Below are 22,076 nucleotides of genomic sequence, written 5' to 3'. Positions count from 1 at the left end.
AATGTTCGTGTTATATTGTGAAAACATAAGAACAAACGTTTGGAGGTCGCAGCCAATGATGAAATATAGCACTTATCAAAGTATTTTTCCGATGAATTCAGAAAATTTGCAGGAGACCCGAAAAGAGGGTAGAGCGCATTTTATGCAAATTATTACTAATACTCTTTTAGTTAAGCTTCTTATTTTAGTGATTGTTGCTTGGATTGCAGGGGCAGGTGTACTTACGGTTTTCGCGGCACCTTCAGCTTCCAAGGAAGAAGTGACTAAACTGACCGTACAACCTGGAGATACGTTGTGGGAGATTGCCGCAAATCATAAACCGGAACGAATGGATACACGGGTATATATAGAAGGAATTGTGCGGATTAACGGTTTGGAGGATCGGGGAGTACAGGCAGGTCAGGTACTCAAGCTTCCTAACTTCTGATCTATAGACAATTAGAGCTTGTCAGGGAGCGTAATGCGGGAGCCTTGACAAGCTCTTTTCTACATGTCAAAGTGTATTATATCTTTGCTTTTATGGAGGGGACACAATTTGGATATAGACAGCTTAGTTCAGCGCATCAATGAATTAGCGCGCAAAGCAAAATCCGAGGGTTTGACGGAAGAGGAAGCCACAGAGCGCGCCAATCTTCGGGAAATTTATTTAGGTAACATTCGCCGTAATTTTCGGCAGCAGCTTGAAACGATTGAATTTGTGGACGATGATACATCGAAGGGAAATGACGGGCTGAAGCATTAAAGTTGTTAAAGCGCCCAAGCCTGCAATTTGCCTTTTGTTTTAGGTACCGTTCTCGGTATCTATATAGATCAGCTTTGAGGCAATTGTTTTATTGTAATATATCTGGGAAGGAATTGAGAGATGGCCCGATCATTTGAAAGAAAAGTACGCAAAAACACAGCGCATTTAAATAAATCGCGCAAAAAGCAAGGCATTCAAACCATTAATGGCGCAGGTTCTGCAATGGATATTTTCCGTGGCCGTAACATTACTGTGCCAATTATGCTGGCTGGTCTTTCTGTATTGTACATGCTTATGAGTTACTTTTTGACTAAGACTGGCATGCGAGGAATGGATTGGCTTGTATTCGGCCTCTACTTGATGCTGGCTGTTATCTTTTTCATCCGTCGTCCTTATCTGAAAGTGGGAAAGGATACTCTCTATATGCTGAAAGGTGGTAGAGAACGTCCAATGACGGCTGGGGACATGAAAGCCATCAAGATTGAAAAGGGTTACGTAACCGTTGAAAGAAAAGGTAAGGGCGGTAATTTCATTTTCACAAAATCATTAGGTCGCTATGACACGGATGCCATTGCAGAGCGACTTGAGAAGTTTGCGCTATCCAATCAGATACAGGTGGACAAGAAATAACTGATTTAGCCTGTAGCTCTTTAATAAAGGCCGTATGATGTTATTTCATATAACATGCTGCGGCCGCTTGCTTAATATGGGCACACATAACGATTCAAATACTTAACCGAGCAAATAGGTGTACATATACTGTGGAAAGAGAGTGGATAATTCAGATGACGATTCAGGCGGTAATGTTTGATCTTGATGATACCCTTTTATGGGATGAACGTAGTGTAGAAGAGGCATTTGATGCAGCGTGCCAAACAGGCTCCCGTGAAGCAGGCGTTGATCCGAAAACTCTGGAGGAAGCGGTACGTAAGGAAGCACGCGCTTTGTATGAATCCTATGAAACCTTTAGTTTTACTCAAATGATCGGCATTAACCCGTTTGAAGGATTGTGGGCGAATTTTACAGCAGGTGAGCAACCTGAATTCCGCCAATTGGAACAGTTGGCCCCTGTTTATCGAAAGGAATCATGGCGCAGAGGACTCCAGCAACTAGGGATAGATAATGAGAAGTTGGCGGAAAAGCTAGCTATCCAATTTGCTTCGGAAAGACGCGCGCGTCCACATGTATATGAAGAAACGTTTGAGATTCTAGAACAATTGAAGGGACATTACAAACTGTTATTGCTGACAAATGGCTCCCCTGATCTACAACAGGAGAAACTGGATGGAGTTCCTCAATTAGCTCCTTTTTTTGATCATGTTGTCATTTCAGGTTCATTTGGTCGAGGCAAGCCTGATCCGTCTATATTCCAGCATGCTTTGGGGCTTCTTGGTATTGAGCCTGAACATGCTTTAATGGTAGGAGATAAGCTGACGACTGATATTCAAGGAGCGTTGGCAGCAGGTGTACACTCGGTGTGGGTGAACCGGAACGCTAAAACCAATACCACAGAGATCAAGCCGAAGTTCGAAATCAAGCATCTGTCTGAATTGGACGGAATTATTCAATCGTTAAAGTAAGAAATCCATAATCTTTAGAAACGAGTATTAGAAAAACTCCCTTCGCTCGATTGTTACAGAGCAGAGGGAGTTTTTTTATTCATACAAGGATAAATTCGTAATTATGCTTTAATGAAGGTTGGATCTTCATACGGTTCGGCAATCCAGCCATTTTCTTCGATGAACAATCGGATTGCGACGATCTTTTGATTCTCCATTAAAGTGAAGAAGTGAGGTATATTTTCAGGTACGGAGATAACGTCCCCCGGTGAAAGCTCTACGTTAAAATAGCCGATCTCTTCAGGGCCTTTAATGATGAAGATGCCTTTACCAGCGACAATGGCACGGATTTCATCCTCGGTGTGGGTGTGAATTTGCTCAAACTTGGACAGCAGCTCGTCCAAATTCGGCGTTGCTTCAGATAAAGTGATAACGTCCCATATTTTATATCCGCGACGTGCGGCTAAATCCTTGATTTCGGGTTCAAATGTTTTGAGAACAGCGGCCTTTTGATCATCTGTTAAGGTAAAGTTCTCTTGCAGCTCCCCGGACAATTTGGAAGCATCCCAATGTTCATACAATATCTCGTGACTCTCCAGAAATTCACGTACTTGTTCTTCACCGCTAATTCGTTCGTTCGTATTACGTATTAAGATTTCGGCCATATATTTATTCCCTCTTTTCCACTTGGATTAATGTTGTATAAAGAATACCATGTCTTGAAACGTTGTACAATACAGGATTTCAACATTTTATAATGCAAATGACTATAGCTAAAAGGTCAGGGTTAAGTACGTTCTGTAATGCTACAAACTATAAAAATGGATTAGAGAAGTCGTTTTTACAAAGAACAACCTGTATAAAACGTATGTTTTTACTTCAATCTATCTAAATGATACGGTTTCTGCTAAACTAGGATTTAACGTTTTGCGGGGGTGAAGAAATTTGGATAAAGTTAGCTTGCAGGATGCATTACAACGAAGAATACTCCTTCTTGATGGGGCCATGGGCACCATGATTCAACAGGAAGACCTTTCCCCCGATGATTTTGGTGGGGAAGAGCTGGAGGGCTGTAATGAAATGCTGGTCTTAACGAGACCGGATGTCATTCAAGGGATTCATGAAGCCTACTTGAAGGCTGGGGCAGACCTAATTGAAACGAATACATTTGGAGCAACATCCGTCGTTTTGGCGGATTACGATATACCGGAACGTGCCCGTGAAATTAATCTGGTGGCGGCCAAACTGGCGCGTAACGCGGTGGATAAATATAGCACTGCGGACAAGCCTCGTTTTGTTGTAGGAGCTATGGGCCCAACCACGAAAACCTTGTCTGTCACAGGCGGTGTTACATTTGCTGAATTGATTGACAGCTATCAAGAGCAGGCCTTGGCGCTTATTGAAGGCGGCGTGGATGTACTCCTTTTGGAGACCTCACAGGATACGCTTAACGTCAAGGCTGGAAGCATCGGAATTCGGCAGGCTTTTGAGCAGACAGGTATAGAGCTTCCGCTAATGATTTCAGGCACGATTGAGCCTATGGGAACGACGTTGGCCGGACAAAATATCGAATCCTTTTGCATATCACTTGAACACTTGCATCCAATTTCGATTGGGTTGAATTGTGCTACAGGTCCAGAGTTTATGCGTGATCATATTCGCTCTCTGTCTGAAATGTCCTCTGCAGCTATTAGCTGTTATCCAAATGCGGGATTGCCCGATGAAAATGGCCAATACCATGAATCGCCTGATTCATTAGCACGTAAAATGGCTGCTTTCGCTGAAAAAGGCTGGCTGAATATTGCTGGGGGTTGTTGTGGTACCACGCCTGAGCACATTCGAGTTATGAGTGAAAGTATGGCGCAGTTTGAGCCGCGTCCGCTGGTAGGTCATCATCCTCCTGCCGTATCAGGCATTGAGCCTGTATATATTGAACAGGACAATCGTCCGTATATGGTTGGTGAGCGAACGAATGTTCTGGGCTCCCGCAAATTCAAGCGTTTGATCGTGGAAGGCAAATATGAAGAGGCATCTGAAATTGCCCGCGCTCAGGTAAAAAGCGGAGCGCATGTCATTGATATTTGTGTGCAGGACCCGGATCGCGATGAAATGACGGATATGGAAGCGTTTTTGAAATTGGTTGTAAACAAGGTAAAAGTACCTTTGGTGATTGATACCACGGATATTAAAGTCATTGATAAAGCACTTCAATATTCGCAAGGTAAGGCGATTATTAACTCCATTAATTTGGAGGATGGTGAAGAGAAATTTGAGAAAATGGCTCCTCTTATTCATAAGTACGGCGCCGCTGTTGTTGTTGGAACCATTGATGAACGCGGACAGGCTATTTCACGTGAGGATAAGCTTGAGGTAGCTAAACGTTCTTATGATCTGTTGGTGAACCGTTACGGTTTGGCAGCGGAGGATCTAATTTTTGATACGCTCGTATTTCCAGTAGGAACAGGTGATGAGCAATATATCGGTTCAGCTAAGGAAACGATTGAGGGCATTCGCATTATTAAAGAAGCGCTTCCCGGGGTACATACCATCCTGGGCATCAGTAACGTATCTTTTGGTTTGCCGGAAGCGGGTCGTGAAGTGCTCAATTCCGTCTATTTATATGAATGCACCAAAGCAGGTCTGGACTATGCGATTGTAAACACTGAGAAGCTTGAACGTTATGCATCCATTCCAGAGCATGAGCGGAAACTTGCGGAAGACTTGATCTATAAAACAAATGACGATACTTTATCCGCTTTTGTAGCAGCTTTCCGTAACAAGAAAGTGGAGAAAAAAGAAAAGATATCAAACCTTTCGCTCGAAGAACGACTGGCTTCCTATGTAGTCGAGGGAAGTAAAGAGGGACTCATTCCGGATCTGGAGCAGGCGCTCGTGAAATATTCTTCCCTGGAAATTATTAATGGCCCGCTGATGAAGGGGATGGAGGAAGTAGGACGACTGTTTAACAATAACGAACTGATTGTTGCAGAGGTTCTGCAAAGCGCTGAAGTGATGAAGGCGTCCGTAGCCTATTTAGAGCCGTTCATGGAGAAGAATGAATCCTCAGTAAAAGGTAAGATTTTGTTGGCTACAGTCAAAGGTGATGTGCATGACATTGGTAAGAATCTGGTGGAGATTATTCTATCCAACAATGGTTACCATATCGTGAATCTGGGTATAAAAGTACCACCAGAACGCATTATTGAAGCTTACCGTGAAGAAAAGGCCGATATGATTGGCTTATCCGGACTGCTTGTTAAATCGGCACAACAAATGGTGCTGACCGCACAGGATTTAAAAAATGCGAATATTGATATTCCAATAATGGTGGGTGGAGCTGCTTTAACACGTAAGTTCACTAAAAATCGTATCCGTCCTGAGTATGATGGTCTGGTTGCCTATGCAAAGGATGCTATGGATGGTCTGGATATTGCCAATAAGCTTATGAATCCTGAGTCCCGCAAAAAAATGGCTGAGGACATGGAGGCTGAGCGGGAGGCGGAAGCGGCAATCGTCGTGGAAGCCAAGCCGCTCCCTAAGCTCACTCGAGCTGTGCGCTCTAATATTGCTCAGGATTTGCCCGTTTATATTCCACCAGATACGGATCGCCATGTACTACGCAACTATCCACTGAATTATATTTTGCCTTACGTGAATATGCAGATGCTAATGGGGCATCATCTTGGTTTAAAAGGCAATGTTGAACAGCTGCTGGCTTCGGAAGATCCGAAAGCGATTCAGTTGAAGGAAACCGTGGACAGCATCATGTTTGAAGCTGTGACAGACGGAATCATCCAGGCACATGCTATGTATCGGTTCTTTCCAGCGCAGTCCCAAGGAGATCAAATTCTGATCTATGATCCGTCGGATGTGAGCAAGGTACTGCACACATTTACATTCCCGCGCCAGCAGGTAGAGCCTTATCTATGTCTGGCTGATTTCTTGAAATCAGTGGAATCCGGGGTTATGGACTATGTAGGTTTCATGGTCGTTACAGCTGGTCATGGGATTCAGCAGATATCTACCCAGTGGAAAGATAAAGGAGATTATCTGCGCTCGCATGCACTTCAAGCGGTAGCACTCGAAGTAGCAGAAGGGTTAGCGGAACGGCTTCACCATATTATCAGGGATAGCTGGGGGTTCCCGGACCCTGCCGATATGACAATGAAACAGCGACACGGTGCCAGATATCAAGGCATTCGGGTATCCTTTGGCTATCCGGCATGTCCAGATCTAGAGGATCAGGGGCCGTTGTTCCAGTTGTTAAAACCTGAGGATATTGGCGTTGAGCTGACGGAAGGGTTTATGATGGAACCGGAGGCTTCTGTATCAGCCATGGTGTTCAGCCACCCTCAGGCGCAGTATTTTAACGTCGAAAAGGTTTAACACCTTTATCAGATGGGATAGCAAATACCCTCCGAGCTTCGGAGGTTTTTTGCTGGTCAGCAGGAAGAAGGTTAATGTTATGGAATTTTATTTTCTCGGTACAAATGCAGGGGTGCCTACGATTCAGCGAAATGTAACGTCCATCGCTCTTCGTTTGCTGGAAGAACGAAGAAGCATGTGGCTGTTCGACTGCGGCGAAGGCACTCAACAAGAGGTATTGCGTTCGCCGCTCAAACTAAGCAGACTTGAAAAAATATTTATCACCCATTTGCATGGGGATCATCTTTTTGGTCTGCCGGGACTGCTGTCGAGCAGAGCGTATCAAGGGGGAACGACACCACTGACGGTATATGGGCCGCCTGGAATCCAGCAATATATCGAGCTATCTTTAGGGATCAGCCAATCGCGTATCAATTACCAACTACATATTGTGGAGCATACGGGCGGGGTTCTGTTTGATGACGGACAATTCCGGGTAGAGTCAGCTTTGCTGGATCATCGGATTGACAGCTATGGCTACCGAGTTGTAGAGATGGATAAGCCCGGTAAGCTTAACCAAGAGCTGTTGGAGCGATATGGTATTAAGCCCGGCCCGGTGTACGGTAAGTTAAAGCGTGGGGAAAGCGTGGAGGTAGAGGGTGGAGTTATTTTACATCCTCAGGATGTACTGGGTTCGCCGAAAAAAGGGCGTATCATCACGATTTTAGGGGATACGAGACCTTGTCCGAATACGGTAGTGCTGGCTCAAGATGCAACTGTCGTCGTTCATGAAGCCACTTTTCTGCATGAACTGGCAGATACAGCTTACGAGTATCATCATAGTACAGCGCTTCAGGCAGCGGAAGCTGCAAAAGCCGCAGGTGCGGGTCAGTTAATCATGACGCATTTTAGTTCTAGGTATAAAGATCAGGAGCAGCTTCAGCCATTGCTGGAGGAAGCGCAAAGCATATTTCCTAATTCATTGCTTGCGGAGCAGCATGTGTTGTTACCGGTACCCGATATCGGTTAATAAACGATTGGAGAAGATATGTGCATGGGTGCCGGGGCTTGCCTCGGTGCCTTTGTTTTTCACCGAAATTATTTTCCGGGAAAGCGCAGGATGCGACAAGAGATGAGAACCCGTGCAGGGTGGTGGGGATGAATTTGTTCTACCATATATGGAGGCGTGTCATATTCGAGTTTCTATATATCGAATTTAAAGGATTATACTTCTTGAGCATGACCAGGAAATACAGGAGATTTCCTTTGAGGAAATAGCGCCTTCGATGGATTTCGACGAAGAAGTGAACTTATGTCATGTGAAAGCGACGGGTTTTAGCGAGGAATGGCACTATTTTGGACGGTTTACCAGCAATTCATGGACTTCATACGCATTTTTGACTTAAGATAGATGAGATGAATAGAGACGGCCGATTATTTTATGACCTGAATAATTAAGGTGGTTAAATACGAAGGAGAACATCGTTCATGGGATGAATTATAATTTTTAATGCTAAGATGTGAATGGATTTGAAGTGGGGGAGGGGATTGCGATAAAATCGTTACTAATTGATCTGGATGGAACACTTTATCATGGAAATCGGATGATCAAGGGTGCGGATCTGTTCATATCCCGATTGCGTACAGACCAGATACCTTATGCTTATGTTACAAACAATGCTTCACGTACACCCGATTCGGTGGCTGAGCATTTGATTGGTATGGGAATTGAAGCGGCCAGCCATGAAGTATATACTTCGGCGTTAGCAGCTGCACAATATGTTGCACAGCAAAGTCCTGGAGCTCGTGTATATTGTATTGGTGAAACAGGATTACGCGATGCACTCACAGGAGCCGGTTTGCAGCTTGTTGAGAACCATCCTGATTATGTGGTGCAGGGGATAGATCGTCAATTTACATATGATGCGCTGGCCGCTGCCATGCGTTGGATTCGGGAAGGAGCAACTTTTATTTTGACAAACCCGGATCTCCAATTGCCTTCACATGATGGGCTAACGCCAGGTGCAGGTACGATTGGAGCTGCAATTGAAGCGGCTTCACAGGTAAAGCCTATTGTCATCGGCAAGCCTTCAAGCGTATTGATGAACTATGCGCTGAACCGCTTAAACATTAGGGCGGATGAAGCTCTGGTTGTGGGCGATAATATGCTTACAGATATTGCGGCAGGTGCAGCAGCAGGTTGTAAAACAGCTCTGATCCTGTCGGGCGTGACGACCCGCGCTAATATGGACGAGCATGTGCGTACCGTTGGAGTGAAACCTGACCTGATGTTTGACAATCTCGCTGAACTGCAGGACTGGATGAAAGAAGAGCTGAAATAATAGAAAGTATATGTCTTACAAAACTTGCGAGAATTAAAAGCTATGTAGCTACGAAAGGAAAGATGTTGTTATGCCGGAACTTCCTGAAATGGAAAACTACAGAATCTTATTATCAAAACAAATTTTGGACATTCCGATTACTGGAGTTACGGTTAGCCGTGAAAAGTCCATTAATACTGAAGTGGAAACGTTTGAGAAGCAATTGCTGGGAACGACCGTTGTATATTTAGAGCGTCGAGGCAAGCATTTGATTTTTCATTTAAACACGGGCGGGCGGCTCGTACTTCATCTGATGCTCGGAGGACTATTATATCTGGGAACGGAGGAGCAGCGTCCAGATCGTACAGTTCAAATCGAATTAGATTTTAGTGGAGTAAAGCTTTATTTTATCGGACTGCGCTTAGGTTATCTACACCTGCTAACGGCTAAAGAAACAGAAGAAGCTTTGTCAGACCTGGGACCTGATCCGTTAGACCGTCGCATGACGTTGGAAAAGTTTACAGCACGGCTGAAGGGACGCCGGGGGATTTTGAAAACAACGCTGGTGAATCAGCACATTTTTTCGGGTATTGGCAATTGTTATTCAGACGAAATTGCTTATATCGCCGGATTTACACCGGGTTCCAAAGTACAGAACATTGTGCAGTCGCCAGAAAAAGTGGAAAAGCTATATCATGCCACTCAATCCGTACTACGTGAAGCTACAGCGGAAGGCGGGTACATGGAAATGCCTCTAATGGAGGGGGACACGCTAACAGGTGGATTTGATCATCAGTGTCGAGTATATGACCGCGAAGGAGAAGAATCTCCAAGTGGCGGGAAAATTGTAAGGGTTGAACTGGCGGGGAAAAAAGCATTTTATTGCCCGGTACAGCAGCATGATGCCTAAATTGCTCATCGGCTCCCATGTGAGTACGCGTGGTGGCTTTTCCAAAGCCGCTATGCGTGCGCGAGAGCAGGGGGGACGTTCATTTCAATATTTCCCGAAAAATCCTCGTAGTCTTAGGCTTAAGGAATGGAGTGCTACTGATGCTGCTGCTTGCAACGCTTACTGTTTAGAGCACCAGCTTCAATCCATTGCTCATTCACCATATCCCGTTAATCCGGCTCATGGGTCCGAGCGTGGTCAGGAACTTTATGAGCTGACGATTGCTTCATTACGCAATGATCTGGATATTGCTGAAGCCTGTGGGTCAAAAGGGATTGTCGTTCATTTTGGTCATATGCATTCGTTAGACCCTCTAGAGGGCTACCGTAATATCATTAACTGTTTTAATGATGTGCTGGAAGGCTGGCTGGGAAATGCTAAAATATTGATCGAAAATCAGGCGGGAGATCATGGACCCATGGGAACCACGCTTGAGGAAATGGTACAGATCCGTCAGCTGTGCCGGTATCCTGACAGTATCGGCTTTTGCTTAGACACTTGTCATGCATATGCAGCGGGATTGTGGAACGGTGGAATGGACGAGGCTTTGATCGAAAAAGGAGATCGTCTCGGCTATTGGTCAGCTCTGTGCGGAGTTCATTTGAACGATTCTAAATACCCGTATGGCTCTAAAAAAGACAGACACGCCCGTGTGGGTCAAGGCTACATTGGTACTGAGGGTATGCGTTGGATGACAAATCAGGAGGCTGTAAGAGGTATTCCTATCGTTTTGGAGAGTGAGACGGGACCTGATGGGACACATCAGGAGGATATTCAAATGATTCTAAGCTGGGAGTAAATCGGTCTGATTGATAATAACTATCTTTGAGGCTTGTGAGCTTGCATTTATGGGAAAAAGGAGGAGAAGTTGATGTATTTGTTTATGGACGATTATCGGCCTTGTCCTCCGGGCTTTAAGCTGGCAAGAGATGCGGATGAGTGTCTGCTGCTACTTCATGAATACCCTATTTCAATACTATCGCTAGATTATGATTTGGGTCCAGGTCAGCCTACGGGAAAGGATGTGGCTGCTGCTATCGCAGGGAAACGGTTATATCCGCGTGAAATTTACTTGCATTCCTCCAGTCCAGAGGGGCGGCGAGCCATGTATGAGCTACTCTATGCGAATAAGCCAGAGGGAGTCACCGTGCATAACGGGCCCATACCCGAAGAGCGTATGCGAGAGATCAGAAAAGGGTCTGAATGATGAAAGAGATCGGACAAAAAGAGGCGCGCCGTGCCATATGGGAGGGATGCAAGCTGGCTTTGTTTGTGTACACTCCCATGTGCGGAACATGCGCGGCTGCCCGTAAAATGCTGGAGGTAGCAGAGCATTTGCTCCCTGAAGAAGCAGTGGTGCAGAGCAACATTAACTATATTCCTGAACTGGTACAGGAGTACCGGATATCCAGCGTTCCCGCGCTTCTTATATATAATGGTGAAGACAAAAATCCTGAAATCATCTACAAAATGGAATCTGTAGAACACTTGCTGAGCAAAATAAGGAGCGTGATGGAATGATATCCATGAAGAGCATTACGTTGCAGCGGGAAGAAAGACGGATTTTGGACAATGTAAGCCTGGACATACGAGAAGGTGAACATTGGGCTATTCTGGGTCGCAATGGTTCCGGTAAAACAACATTGCTGGAAATGATGACAGGATATATGTTTCCAAGTCATGGAACGGTTAAAGTGCTTGGGCAAATGTATGGTCAATGTGATGTGCGGGAAGTTCGCAAGCAAATCGGATATATCAGCCAGACCTTGTTGGAAAAGCTGGCGCTAAAAGATCCCGTTTGGGAAGTTGTCGCTACAGGTGCGTATGCTTTTTTGCGCTTTTATCAGGAAATTCCGACAGAGGCAAAAGAAAAGGCCATATCTTTGCTGGAGGGTATGAATTTAGGCGACTTGATTCATCACCCACTGGGGACGTTATCTCAAGGAGAACGTAAAAAGGTGATGCTGGCCCGCTCACTGATGGCAGAACCTCGTCTGCTGATTATGGACGAGCCTTGTGCCGGGTTGGATCTATTTGAGCGGGAAAAAATGCTGGTCGAGATTGATCGGCTCCGCAAGCGAGACTTATCAGTGGTTTATGTGACTCACCACATTGAGGAGATTGTCCCTCTCTTTACGCATGTTGCATTGATTCGTGATGGTAAGGTCGCAGCAGCTGGACCGAAAAAAGAAGTTTTAACGAAAGAATTGATTATGCACACATATGAAGTTCCGGTTGAGCTGGATTGGGATGGAGAACGTCCCTGGATTCGGGTGTGCACTGGAGGGTAATGTTATTTTGGAGGAACTATATATGAGTACAGATGAACAAAGTGAATCTACTTTGTCATCATCAAGATTTGTTTGTACGGCCAATCACGGTTTTGCACCCTATGCTCAAGAGGAGCTTAGAAGATTATTTGGCTCTGTAAAAAGCACGATGCTTTTACCTGGTGAAATTTTTCTGGCTACATTACCTGAGGAAGAAATTGAGGCAGTGAGGACAATTACAGCTCAGCCGCCGATGTTTTTACGTCACTTGTTTCCTGTTCATTTTCAGGAAGAAGGAACGGACCTGGTTCAGGTACAGGAACGGCTGGTTGCATTCATCCGTAACCGCAAGGAACTGATGGATCAACGTGTTTCTTTACAAGTGCGCAAAGGATCTAATAGCAGTTGGACTGAAAGCGCAGGTGCGCTCAAGCAGGCTTTGAGTGAACAAATAAGTGATCTACCTATGGAGCAGACAGTACAAGGCGCCGATCTTATTGTGTCCGTTTTTGCAGATACAGATACGTGGTATGCAGGTGTATCACGTCCTGAGGATAACCTATCGGATTGGAGCGGAGGCGCGGTTCGTTTTCAAAAAGAAGATGGACAAATTTCTCGTGCCAAATTCAAGCTATTGGAAGCAGAAGCAACGTTCGGCATAGATTTTGGCGCTTTCCGTCAGGGACTGGATATTGGGGCAGCACCGGGTGGATGGACTTCCTTCTTACTGGAGCGGGGACTGAAAGTTACAGCGGTTGATCCGGCAAAGATGGAGCCATCACTGATGAAGTACGCCAATCTGACTTTTTTGCGTAAAAATGCAAGTGAAGTCAAATTTAAAGAGAATTCGTTCGATCTGCTGGTTTGTGATATGAGCTGGAGTCCTAAGCAAATGGCAAGGCTCGTTACTGATTTACTATATAGTTTGCGAAGTGGTGGTACTGCTATCGTTACGGTCAAGCTAATGCATAAAAAGCCCTTGGCGCTCATTCATGATGTAATTGCTTCATTTGAGGAGTCCGGCATGCAGATTCAGCGAGCTAAGCAGCTATTCCATAACCGAGATGAAATTACCCTGTACATGATCAAGTATGGAAAATAATACTTTACAATAGATACAGGTGTGCTATATAATAAATCCAAATTGTTCCTTAAAAATAATAATCGTGTTTAAATCAAGGGAAAGCATCCCGCGAAAACGGTTTTCATGGCGACATGGAAATTTGATTTTGCGGCAGCTTTCCCTTTTTTGCGTTGTCTGCTTTAGAAAGGAGGTAGGAGAATAATGAAGCAACCATCACAGTTGGAATTCGGATCCATTGTCGGTGAGCGTTACCGTATTGTTCGCACATTGGGTTCGGGAGGAATGAGCCGCGTGTTCATGGCAGAGGATTTAAAACTGCCAGGCAAGCAATGGGCGGTGAAGGAGTCGGTTGCCGGGCCACAAGTGATGAAGCTTGTACGTACGGAGGCAGAGATGCTGATTTCGCTAAGTCATCCACGTTTACCGAGAATTGTTGATTTTTTTGAGCATCCTCGATCTGGTGCGGTATACCTGGTCATGGATTACATCGAAGGAATTACGCTGGAAGCATACATGAAGGGCTATGAAGGCTATATTCCACAGGAGCAAATCGTCCCATTCGCTTTGCAGGTACTAGATGTGTTGGATTATTTGCATACCCGTCAACCGCCAGTCATTTACCGGGATCTGAAACCGACGAATATTATGCTGACACCGGAAATGGAATTTATACTGATTGATTTTGGAATAGCGAGGAGCTATAAGGCTGAACTGGATCAAGATACGGTAAAGCTGGGCACAGTGGGCTTCGCTGCCCCGGAGCAATATGGAGCAGGTCAGACAGATGCTCGTTCAGACTTATACAGTTTGGGAGCGCTGCTATTGTATCTATGTACAGGAGGCAAATATAGCGAGTGGACTGCGGGAGTAGAAGGGTATATTCGCGGAGAATTGCCCCGCCAATTGATCCCGGTGATTCGAAAACTGCTGCGTCAGCATCCTGAGGAACGATTTCAATCTGCCGGGGAGGTCATTGGAGAACTGCGGCACAGTGCGGATTTTCAGCCTGCTCAACAAGGAATATCCGTTAATGATGCCTCAATGGATTATGCAGGTACAAGGGTAGTGGCTGTATTGGGTGTCTCTGCCGGCTCCGGTGCTACTCATACAGCAATTGCGGTGAGCCACTATCTGGCTCGAAGGACCCGCTCCGTAGCTTTGGTTGAGCTGCACAGCACAGCCAAAGCATTTGCCCGACTTCAAGAAGTCGTAGAAGGCACATCCGTTGGACAATCGAGTTCAAGTCGGCGTTTTGAAGTTGATGGAGTACACTACTGGCGGCAAACATCTCGTGCGGATGTCATTTCTTTGTTGGGTGGTTCCTATAGATTTATCGTACTGGACCTGGGGAGTGGGCAGGACAATGAACGACTGGAAGAATTCTTGAGAGCCGATTATCCGCTTGTCGTTGGCTCAGGGGCAGAATGGAGAGTTCAGGATATAGCAGGGCTAGCCCGATCTCTTCAGCGCCACCCACAGCATAAATGGAATTACTGCTTGCCATTGGCAACCTCGGAGGCGGTTCGCAGGCTTCGTAAGGAGCTGGATCACGATAAAGTATTTGCTTTACCGTTCCACTCAGACCCCTTCGAACGAGATGATGAGATGGATCAGGTGCTGGACGAGCTGTTTCGCGGAGTCATTCCAGATACCCGGAAAAAACGCTTCGGATTCCTTAAACGACAGCGCTAAATAGAACGGTATATATCAAAAAGAGGCAGGGGAGAAGTTGTGTGTCCAAGCTAAGAAAAAGCAGTAAGCAAAAGCTATACGCCGGTTGTATTGGCGCAGGGATTGTTGGCACTATCTTTGCTGGCTATCTCATGATTAATATCCATAAAATGGATGAGGTCAGGAAACAGGCTGAAGTAGAGGCAGAGCAGAAATGGAAAGTGTATGAACAGGAGCAACGAACCGCGAAAAAAGGTTGGGCGGTTGTCCGTGACATTTCTCCAGGCGAACAGATAGCATCTAATGATTTGAAGGGAATTAAAGTTCCCGGTTCTCAGGCCCCATCAAATTTGCTGACAGATAAAAGTGAGGTTTCCGGTACCACAGCCAAGATTGAGCTAAAAAAGGGATCTGTGCTTACATCGGCCATGATTACTGCTGATGAGCCCACACCTAAAGATTTACGCAACCGTGAGCTAAAGGTGGTAGTATTGCCCAACAGCCTCAAGTCGGGTGACGAAGTGGATATCCGCATTCAATTTCCAACAGGGCAGGATTACATTCTATTATCTAAGAAGAAGATTTCTCGACTGGAAGGTCCAATTGTCTGGGTCACTTTGAATGAGCAGGAAATATTATCGCTTTCGAGTGCGATTGTTGATGCTTATCTGCATAAAGCATCTATCTATGCCCTAACATATGTCGATCCCCAATTTCAGCCCAAGGCAATCCCGACCTATCCGCCTAATGCCCAGGTGTTAGCGTTAATGAATAGTGATCCGAATTTGATACGCATGGCTGAACAAAAGCTGTCCAAGCAGCTGCGGGATTCGCTTGAAAATGCAATTAATTCGTCAAACAATGTGATTTCAACATCCGTGGAAAGAAGTCTGAGTGAGGAAATTGCAGCTCAGCATGCGGGTGCTACTATAGAAAACTCAGCAAGCGGGATTGATGCTACAAGAAATGAATATGAGAATGAGCAGGATCATCAAGAACAAACAAAGATTCTGACGCAGGGCGGAAGCTCTGATCAGTATGCCAAATAAATGAGAGAAAAGGAACGGAAGTATGAAAACATGGATATTTGCCGGGCTTTGTGACAAAAGCGATACCTTGTTGTATATCAGCAGCATATTAGCAGCTTCCGGCCAACAGGTACTGCTTGTGGATGCTACGCTGCGGGGACAGTATCGGTATAGCATAGGGATGCTCGACAAACCACTTCCCATTACGCAGTTTAGTGGTTTTGATGTAGCAATTGGATTTACAGCATGGGAAGACCTGCATACCGTTATGATAACTGATCAAAAGGCGGAGCAGGCTTATGACATTGTTATTTTGGATGTAGAGTTACCTGATTTTTGTCCAATTTCTGTTTGGAAAGGGGCAGAACTGCGAGTTTGGGTCAGTGATTATAGCCGTATGCTAATGCACAACGGACAGAATTGGCTTGAGCATTTATTCAGTCAACCCGAATTCCCCAAAGATCTTGTATTTCACAAGCTATTTTTACAGGCTGTGGATTGTGGTGTGGAGGAGCCGTATCTGTGGGAATACATGAACCATTTCCCGGCTTCTTGGCAGCAAGAGCCATATGTTCTGCCATGGGATGAGGGGCTGCTTGCTCTGAAACTGGAAAATGAGCATAAAAAACAGCTACTACTAAAACCGCTATCCAGAATGTATAAGAAAGAATTATGCCGTTGTATTGGGGAATGGATGAGTTGGGAATTAAAAGTGAGTCGTCGTGCGCTAAAACGTGCGGAAAGGAGTAGAGCATGAGTACCATTTTGTTTTGGAGCCCCATTAAGGGGGCTAGTGGAAGTAGCTCTTTGGCGGCAGCAATAGCAATTACCATAGGAAATCTATATAGAGGAAGACTATTATTGACTCATTTAGGTCGTAGATATACCGGTATTGAATCAGGATTACCTATACAGGAGTATGGTATGGACGATCCAACCCTACAGCTTCAGGAAGGGGGCTGGGATGCTGCCGCACGTTTAGTTCTGCGAGGGACACTGTCTAAAGAAAATATTCGTAATTATACGACACCTGTACTCGAACATACTTTGGATGTACTTGAGGGAACCTCCAGCTTTGGAGCTGCACCGCCGTTACTATCTCCAGGGCTTGTACGGGCAGTAATAGATACAGCGAATCAATATTATGATTTAACGCTGATTGATGCAGGAAGTGGAGCAGGGTGGGGGGCTGTACAGCATGAAGCATGTGCACGAGCCAAACTGGCCGTTCTTTCACTCACTCAGAATATGCGAGAATTAGATGCTTATTTTGAATCCGTGTCTCCGTTATCTACCTACTCATCATTGCCCTTATTAATAGTACTTGGGAAATATGATGTGCATTCTCAAGCGAATGAAACGAATATTCGTAGGAGATATGGCTACAAAGGTGCTTTGTATACAGTCCCTTATAGCACCGGATTTATGGACGCATGGAATCGCAGGGATGTGATCGGCCATGTGCAGCGTGAGGTACGAAGTGGAAAAGAGCAGCACCGCAAGCTTTTTATGCCCGTAGGGTGGGCGCAGAGTATACGACATATCATCAAAGCTATTCTGGAGGCGGCAGAATCCGACCTTCGGCTCAAGGCTTTGGAGAGGGGCGCTTAAATGCTGTCCGCTCAAATGATCAACGGATTGATTCTTACCTGCATAGTACTGATGTGCATCGTACTGATTATTGTTAAATATCGAGGGAATCTCCACTCGCGACATTCAACCCTTCGGGTAGAAAAAAAGAACGAAGATGCCACATTCGAAACATTAATAGAGTATATCAAAAATGCACTTCATGAACTGAGTCATAGCCAGATGGCGGATGCCGGATTGCATGAAGAGGAATATAGACGGCGTATCCATCAAAGGGCGGAACTACGCAGGGCGTTAAAGGACTGTGCCAATGGCAGCATTGGAGATAAACGTTTTGTTAAAAATCTGATGGCTGAGCTTCTGATTAACGGTTACGGCTTAAACGAGAAAATCGTCGATACTGTTATGCCATTCTCCAGACCTGAGTTGTTTAGCATACAGGATCAATTCGAAATTATATTTTACCAATACCAGCAGAAGTTTGGCGCTGATGCACTATCACGTTTATTGGATACTTATGACTTAGCCGAAATGAGGTATTCACAGCAAGGTGAAGAAGATGGAAGTTATCTCGTTACCGCAGAGGATATTCGTTATATCTATGATTGTGAGTACCGCCCTCTTTCCTTTTTGGAGAAAGTGGATATTATTGTCCAGCGCATTTATCAGCATTACAAAGGCTTTTCCGTCATTGATGATATTCGTGACCAGCGGATCGACGGTGTAAGTGGGGGCGTCAGTGGTATGCCGGAAGGTGGGATTCCTGCATCATCAGACTGGCCTTCGGATGGGTATGTATTTGAACAAACATCTGCGCCTACTGCCAATGGTTATGAGAGCGTATGGATTTTTTATAAAGGTAAAACGATCCATCTTTCGTTCCTTTCCTTCGGATCTGAGCGTGAACTTAAAAGGATGTGCCAAAATATTTACAAATACAATTACCCGGGACAGCTTTCCGAAGCGAATGGTTATAAGGTCAACGAAATGAAGGATGGGTCGCGGGTAGTGGTAGTGCGTCCTCCTTTCTCAGAATCGTGGGCTTTCTTTGTTCGTAAATTCGATATTCAAAGCGCATCACTGGAACAGTTAATTAAGGGACAAAATGCTGATTTTCCAATCCAGTTACTTTCTTATTTAATGAAAGGTAGCCGGATTACTGCTATTACAGGCGCGCAGGGTTCAGGTAAGACGACGTTGTTAATGGCGATGGTCAAGCATATTTATGCTTCGTATACGCTTCGTGTTCAGGAAATGGCCTTTGAACTGCATCTACGCAGCATTTACAGTCGCCGTAACATTCTTACCTTTCGAGAAACGGACCATATTTCAGGACAACAAGGACTTGACTTGCAGAAAAAAACAGATGGAACCGTCAATATACTAGGCGAAGTAGCAAGTGATGAAGTAGCTGCTTGGATGATACAAATGTCGCAGGTTGCCAGTCTGTTCACCATTTTTACTCATCATGCCAAAACATTTCGTGATCTCGTGTTTTCACTTCGTAATTCATTGCTCAAAACAGGAGTATTTCAGCATGAAGGCATCGCTGAGGAACAGGTAGTTCATGTCATTAACTTTGATGTGCATCTCAAGCGTGATGCGGAAGGGAGACGCTACATCGAACGGATCACAGAATGTGTGCCGCGTGACCCGGATCATACAGATGCAGGCTCCAATGCTTCATCGAGCTATAGTTATCGCCACGTTATGGAATATCGGAACGGAAGCTATATACCGATGGAGCCCTTAACTGCCAAAAGTGCAATAGAAATGTGTGAGCAGATGAATGTAAAGGATGCCAGAGATTTCCGCAGTTTTTTGACCCGCTATTGGGAGGAAGACTATGAGTCTTAAAGAAATTTTATTATGGATTTTACTTATATCAGGTGGGGGCTTTGCGCTTCTATATATAGTTTTGTGGGGGTTGCATAAGCGCAATAGTCATGCAGTTCGCAGAGGACGAATTTATTCTGTGGAGGAAGGACGCAAGGGAAAAGCGGTACTGCAACGTGAGCTGCAAGCCTTACTGCATAAGTTGTATACGCTGTGTATGAAGGTCCCTTTCTTATCTGGATACATCACGAGTGTACGTAAGCGACTAGCTGGTCAGCATGCCTACGATGAGTACAAGCTTCGCCTACAGACTATGAAGATGACACTGTTCATCTGGGGGGCTTTTGCTTGCAGTGGCGTTGTACTGGTCATGATGAAGCCAGGAATAGAGTTTGCTATATTGGCTGTTTTATGCGGAGTGGTAATCAACAGTCTTATTTTGGATATGGCCATTAGCCGGATGGAAAAAAGGCTACTTGCACAGATGATCGAATTATTCGCCAATGTACGTCATTATTACCATCAGCACGGTATGGTGGAGGAAGCCATATCCGAAGCGGCCGATTTGGCGGAGGCAGAGGCTGGGAGACACGCACGACTCATCCATGAGGCGCTAACAGATGTTGATCCGCACGAAGCATTGGAAAGATACTATGAGTCGGCTCCTAATCGATTTTTAAAAGCATTTGCCGGTATCTCGTATATGGTAATGGAGTTTGGTGATCGGATTGAGGAGGGGGGCTCCATTTATTTGAAGGGGCTCGGTAGTCTCGCACGCGAAATCCAGTTGGAGTTGCTGCGAAGAAATAAACTGGACTATCTATTAAAAAGTCTAAACGTGATCGCACTGGCACCTGTTTTCTTTACCACCCCAATCGAGACATGGGCGAGATCCAGCTTTCCATCCATGGATGAGTTTTATCAGGGAAAATTGGGTTATATCACGAAATTGTCCGTTTATATTGTGATAATCGTATCTTATTTTCTGTTACAGAAGCTTCAACAGACCGATGAAACAGGATATCGTGCGGGTAGAGGACGGAGGGTTTGGGAACAGAAGCTATACCGTTTTCCCATCATCCGTAATGTGGTGGATTCTTTAATTCCGCGTCAGCATATGTCTTCTTATTTCCAAATAACCCGTCTATTAAAAGAAAGTGGTGCGGAGATAAAGCTGGAGTGGCTCTACATACGCAGAATGGCTCTTTTTATCGTAGGTTTGGTACTAAGTATTAGTACGATATTTTTTTTACATGAAGCTGAGAAAACGCATATCCTTCACGCCCCGGTACAATCGGGTCAAATGTTTGGACATTTAAGTCCGATGGAGCAAAAAGAAGCTTTGAAGCAGAGTGGGATTGATCGCAAAATCATGCATTTGCTGAACATGAGAGCGGACAGCACATACGAACGAACGTACGCTGCTTTAGAACATAATGCCAATGGAACTGTTACTCCTGAACAGCTATCCACAAATACTCGGCGTATTCTCCAAAAGCTGAAAGATTGGAATGATGAATACATCAAGTGGTGGGAAGTGCTGATTAGTTTGATTGTTGGGTATGTAGCCTATCAAATGCCTATGCTTTTATTATATTTGCAACGAAAAATGCGTCGGTTGGATATGAGGCACGAGGTGTATCAATTTCAAACAGTTATTTCCATTTTGCGGGTTATGGAACGAATGTCTGTCGAAGAAATATTGGAGTGGCTGAACAGATTTTCAGTTATATTCAAAAGACCTCTGCAAAAATGTTTGCTTCATTATGAACATGGGCCAGAGGCAGCTCTTGACTTATTAAATGAAGAGGCACCTTTGCCGGAGTTTCAGCGTCTAGTGGACAAGCTCCATTTGTCTTTGGGTAAAATTACGATTCGAGAGGCCTTTGATGATTTGGAATCCCATATGTCCTACTATTTCGAACAAAGAAAACAGGAGTATGAAAAAATAATAGACAGCAAGGCTATCTGGGGAAGGATGATTGGCTTTGCCCCGATGTATGGTCTTATCTTTTTATATTTGGTGATTCCGTTGATCGGCATGAGTTTTGTTCAAATGGATAACTATTATGAGCAAATACAAAAAATTCAGTAAGAAAGTTCTATTATGACTAATACAAAATAACAAGCTGAGGAGAAAAAAATATGAATAACGCATCAACAGCTTTAAAGGTAGCCGCTGGGATATTTTTGACCATCGCTCTAATTACGATTGTAGTTATACTGTTTATTTCAGCCCAGGAGGCGACTAAAACGGCACAAAACAATTTTGCTGATATCCAGACCGAATTGTCTCAAGCCTCTTTTACGGTATATGACGGCACAACGATTAGCGGTTCCCAGGTGACCAACGCGCTACGGAAGTTTCAGGGGAAGGATCAATTCGGCATTCAGATTAAAACCGGTAAAAATATGGCAGGCCAGTGGTACGGTAATGCTCTGAACATTAGCCCAGACAGTGAACAGTATGGCGCAGTGAATGGTGGCAGTGATAAGACAGGGAAAATCACGAATACGCTTAATGAGAAAGAGAATGAATACGTAAATCCAAGTGGCAAATTCAAGGCTGAAATCGTAAAGGACAAATCGAACGTTGTCCGTGGGTTGTTGTTTACCCAGTCCTAAGCACTACAGCAAAGATAATAATCATAAGGGGGATGA

At 44.8% G+C, this 22,076-nt stretch carries 21 protein-coding genes; 20 read left to right on the top strand and 1 reads right to left on the bottom strand.

Annotation, left to right across the window (positions count from 1 at the left end):
- Positions 1–58: 58 nt before the first annotated feature.
- The 4 genes from G9G54_RS07235 to G9G54_RS07220 all read left to right on the top strand — a co-directional run bounded on the left by G9G54_RS07235 (position 59) and on the right by G9G54_RS07220 (position 2,322).
- The gene (locus G9G54_RS07235) at positions 59–427 is read left to right on the top strand and encodes a LysM peptidoglycan-binding domain-containing protein (protein ID WP_165177506.1); all 369 of its coding nucleotides are present in this window, start codon (positions 59–61) and stop codon (positions 425–427) included.
- Positions 428–535: 108 nt separating this feature from the next.
- The gene (locus tag G9G54_RS07230) at positions 536–742 is read left to right on the top strand and encodes a DUF896 domain-containing protein (RefSeq protein ID WP_013310543.1); all 207 of its coding nucleotides are present in this window, start codon (positions 536–538) and stop codon (positions 740–742) included.
- A 120-nt stretch (positions 743–862) separates the two neighbouring features.
- Positions 863–1,372, top strand: a complete 510-nt coding sequence (locus G9G54_RS07225) for a hypothetical protein (protein WP_061831521.1) — start codon at positions 863–865, stop codon at positions 1,370–1,372.
- Between the two features lie 155 nt (positions 1,373–1,527).
- Positions 1,528–2,322, top strand: coding sequence for an HAD family hydrolase (locus G9G54_RS07220; RefSeq protein WP_185156286.1), 795 nt, complete (start codon positions 1,528–1,530; stop codon positions 2,320–2,322).
- A 101-nt stretch (positions 2,323–2,423) separates the two neighbouring features.
- Here G9G54_RS07220 and G9G54_RS07215 read toward each other — a convergent pair whose 3' ends face one another.
- Positions 2,424–2,966 (bottom strand): 1,2-dihydroxy-3-keto-5-methylthiopentene dioxygenase, encoded by a 543-nt coding sequence (locus tag G9G54_RS07215; RefSeq protein ID WP_165177046.1) that lies wholly within the window; start codon positions 2,964–2,966, stop codon positions 2,424–2,426.
- A 280-nt stretch (positions 2,967–3,246) separates the two neighbouring features.
- Here G9G54_RS07215 and metH point away from each other — a divergent pair, with 280 nt between their 5' ends.
- From metH to G9G54_RS07135, 16 genes are all read left to right on the top strand, one after another.
- On the top strand, positions 3,247–6,687 hold the full coding sequence (gene metH / locus G9G54_RS07210) for a methionine synthase (RefSeq protein ID WP_103049123.1): 3,441 nt from the start codon (positions 3,247–3,249) through the stop codon (positions 6,685–6,687).
- A gap of 79 nt (positions 6,688–6,766) precedes the next feature.
- A complete protein-coding gene (gene rnz, locus G9G54_RS07205) occupies positions 6,767–7,696 on the top strand; it encodes a ribonuclease Z (RefSeq protein WP_103049124.1) in 930 nt (309 codons plus the stop codon).
- Between the two features lie 505 nt (positions 7,697–8,201).
- Entirely contained in the window at positions 8,202–9,008 is an 807-nt protein-coding gene (locus G9G54_RS07200; RefSeq protein WP_165177503.1) for a TIGR01457 family HAD-type hydrolase, read from the top strand.
- Positions 9,009–9,078: 70 nt separating this feature from the next.
- On the top strand, positions 9,079–9,897 hold the full coding sequence (locus tag G9G54_RS07195) for an Fpg/Nei family DNA glycosylase (protein WP_165177044.1): 819 nt from the start codon (positions 9,079–9,081) through the stop codon (positions 9,895–9,897).
- The gene (locus G9G54_RS07190) at positions 9,887–10,735 is read left to right on the top strand and encodes a deoxyribonuclease IV (RefSeq protein ID WP_185156285.1); all 849 of its coding nucleotides are present in this window, start codon (positions 9,887–9,889) and stop codon (positions 10,733–10,735) included. The genes G9G54_RS07195 and G9G54_RS07190 overlap by 11 nt, the downstream gene beginning before the upstream one ends.
- A gap of 72 nt (positions 10,736–10,807) precedes the next feature.
- Positions 10,808–11,143 (top strand): cyclic-phosphate processing receiver domain-containing protein, encoded by a 336-nt coding sequence (locus G9G54_RS07185; RefSeq protein ID WP_165177042.1) that lies wholly within the window; start codon positions 10,808–10,810, stop codon positions 11,141–11,143.
- On the top strand, positions 11,143–11,457 hold the full coding sequence (locus tag G9G54_RS07180) for a thioredoxin family protein (RefSeq protein WP_165177497.1): 315 nt from the start codon (positions 11,143–11,145) through the stop codon (positions 11,455–11,457). The genes G9G54_RS07185 and G9G54_RS07180 overlap by 1 nt, the downstream gene beginning before the upstream one ends.
- The gene (locus G9G54_RS07175; protein WP_165177040.1) at positions 11,454–12,227 is read left to right on the top strand and encodes an ABC transporter ATP-binding protein; all 774 of its coding nucleotides are present in this window, start codon (positions 11,454–11,456) and stop codon (positions 12,225–12,227) included. The genes G9G54_RS07180 and G9G54_RS07175 overlap by 4 nt, the downstream gene beginning before the upstream one ends.
- Positions 12,228–12,249: 22 nt before the next feature.
- Positions 12,250–13,308 (top strand): SAM-dependent methyltransferase, encoded by a 1,059-nt coding sequence (locus G9G54_RS07170; RefSeq protein WP_165177038.1) that lies wholly within the window; start codon positions 12,250–12,252, stop codon positions 13,306–13,308.
- A gap of 180 nt (positions 13,309–13,488) precedes the next feature.
- Positions 13,489–14,982, top strand: coding sequence for a serine/threonine-protein kinase (locus tag G9G54_RS07165; RefSeq protein ID WP_165177494.1), 1,494 nt, complete (start codon positions 13,489–13,491; stop codon positions 14,980–14,982).
- Between the two features lie 41 nt (positions 14,983–15,023).
- Positions 15,024–16,010 (top strand): SAF domain-containing protein, encoded by a 987-nt coding sequence (locus tag G9G54_RS07160; protein ID WP_165177036.1) that lies wholly within the window; start codon positions 15,024–15,026, stop codon positions 16,008–16,010.
- Positions 16,011–16,032: 22 nt separating this feature from the next.
- Positions 16,033–16,746, top strand: coding sequence for a hypothetical protein (locus G9G54_RS07155; RefSeq protein ID WP_068942622.1), 714 nt, complete (start codon positions 16,033–16,035; stop codon positions 16,744–16,746).
- Positions 16,743–17,600: a hypothetical protein gene (locus G9G54_RS07150; protein WP_165177034.1), complete on the top strand. Its 858-nt coding sequence runs from the start codon at positions 16,743–16,745 to the stop codon at positions 17,598–17,600. The genes G9G54_RS07155 and G9G54_RS07150 overlap by 4 nt, the downstream gene beginning before the upstream one ends.
- Positions 17,601–19,436, top strand: a complete 1,836-nt coding sequence (locus G9G54_RS07145) for an ATPase, T2SS/T4P/T4SS family (protein ID WP_165177032.1) — start codon at positions 17,601–17,603, stop codon at positions 19,434–19,436.
- On the top strand, positions 19,426–21,510 hold the full coding sequence (locus G9G54_RS07140; protein WP_165177030.1) for a hypothetical protein: 2,085 nt from the start codon (positions 19,426–19,428) through the stop codon (positions 21,508–21,510). The genes G9G54_RS07145 and G9G54_RS07140 overlap by 11 nt, the downstream gene beginning before the upstream one ends.
- 50 nt (positions 21,511–21,560) lie before the next feature.
- Entirely contained in the window at positions 21,561–22,040 is a 480-nt protein-coding gene (locus G9G54_RS07135) for a hypothetical protein (RefSeq protein WP_023988985.1), read from the top strand.
- Positions 22,041–22,076: the final 36 nt, after the last annotated feature.

The sequence above is a fragment of the Paenibacillus sp. EKM212P genome (genome assembly GCF_011066115.1).
Classification (GTDB): Bacteria; Bacillota; Bacilli; order Paenibacillales; family Paenibacillaceae; genus Paenibacillus; species Paenibacillus polymyxa_B.
Note: the sequence above shows the minus strand (reverse complement) of the source record. Positions and strands in the feature narration are given on the sequence as shown.